Raw genomic sequence first — 1,073 nt, 5'->3', positions numbered from 1 at the left:
GAACATACGACTGAACGTCAAAAAATGTTAGAAGAATGTGAGAAAAAGGCGGAGCCATTAATGGCAAACTCCAATTGTAGTAATGCAAATAAAGCACAAGCAAGTATTCGACGTATGAATACTCGAGGTGTTAATTTTTCTAATTAGGTTATCATTATGAGATTCTTTGAGAGTATCGATTCTTTCGTTATTCAGTTATTGGATTCAGTTAGTCAATCTATGAGTAGCAATTTTGCTAACTCACTTTTTACAATTATTGGCGTAACACTGACAATTTACTTTTTAGGAAAAGGATTTGCCGTAATATCTGGCAAGATTGAAGCTCCAGCAACAGCATTAATTTATGATTTTGCCACAAAAATGATCATTGTAGCATTTATGATGAATTATGGAGGGTATCTGGATAACTCTTTAGCGATAATTGATGATCTCAAAACTAGCTTAACCGGCTTTACCGGAAACGGTATAGCCGGTTTAATGGATGACCAATTGGAATTAGGATCGGATATTGCTGGTCAACTCTTTGATCTAGATAAATCTAAATATGTCCCCTTAGAAGGTGGAATTGCTTCATTTCTTGCCTGGATTGGTGTAGCAGTATCTTTATTTGTGCCATTTATTATTTTTATTACTACAACTATCACATTAAAACTATTGACTGTAACTGCCCCTATTTTCATCTTTTGTCTATTATACAATTTCTTACGCAATACCTTTAATCAGTGGTTACAGCTTATTTTGGCAAATATACTTACTGTTGTATTTATTGGTATTTCACTTCGCATGGGGATGTCATTTTTTGGCAAAAATATAAGTGGACTTATAACTCAAGCTAAAGAATTTAATTTAATATTGATAGGTTTTTACGTCTTACTATTTGGTCTTTTCATGGGGTATCTAGCTTATCTTTCATTAAATTATGCGTCTCAATTAGCCTCTGTCTCGGTCGAGGGTGTCGCTTATTCCGCCGGATTACGCGGAATAGGCGGAATCTTTAGTGGAGCTAAAAATTCTGTACTAAATACCGTCCGTTTTGGTATGGGAGCTGCCGGCACAGGATACAGTCGCGCACC

1 protein-coding gene is annotated in these 1,073 nt (G+C 35.7%); it reads left to right on the top strand.

All coding sequences use genetic code 11. The features are described 5' to 3' along the window. Positions 1–156: 156 nt before the first annotated feature. Positions 157–1,073: TrbL/VirB6 family protein (locus tag A3CS_RS0110695; protein WP_019518483.1), on the top strand; the 917-nt coding region annotated here is incomplete at its 3' end.

The sequence above is a fragment of the Aggregatibacter actinomycetemcomitans DSM 8324 genome (genome assembly GCF_000372365.1).
GTDB lineage: Bacteria > Pseudomonadota > Gammaproteobacteria > Enterobacterales > Pasteurellaceae > Aggregatibacter > Aggregatibacter actinomycetemcomitans.
The sequence above is the reverse complement of the archived record's forward strand: the minus strand, read 5'-3'. Positions and strand labels throughout refer to the sequence as shown.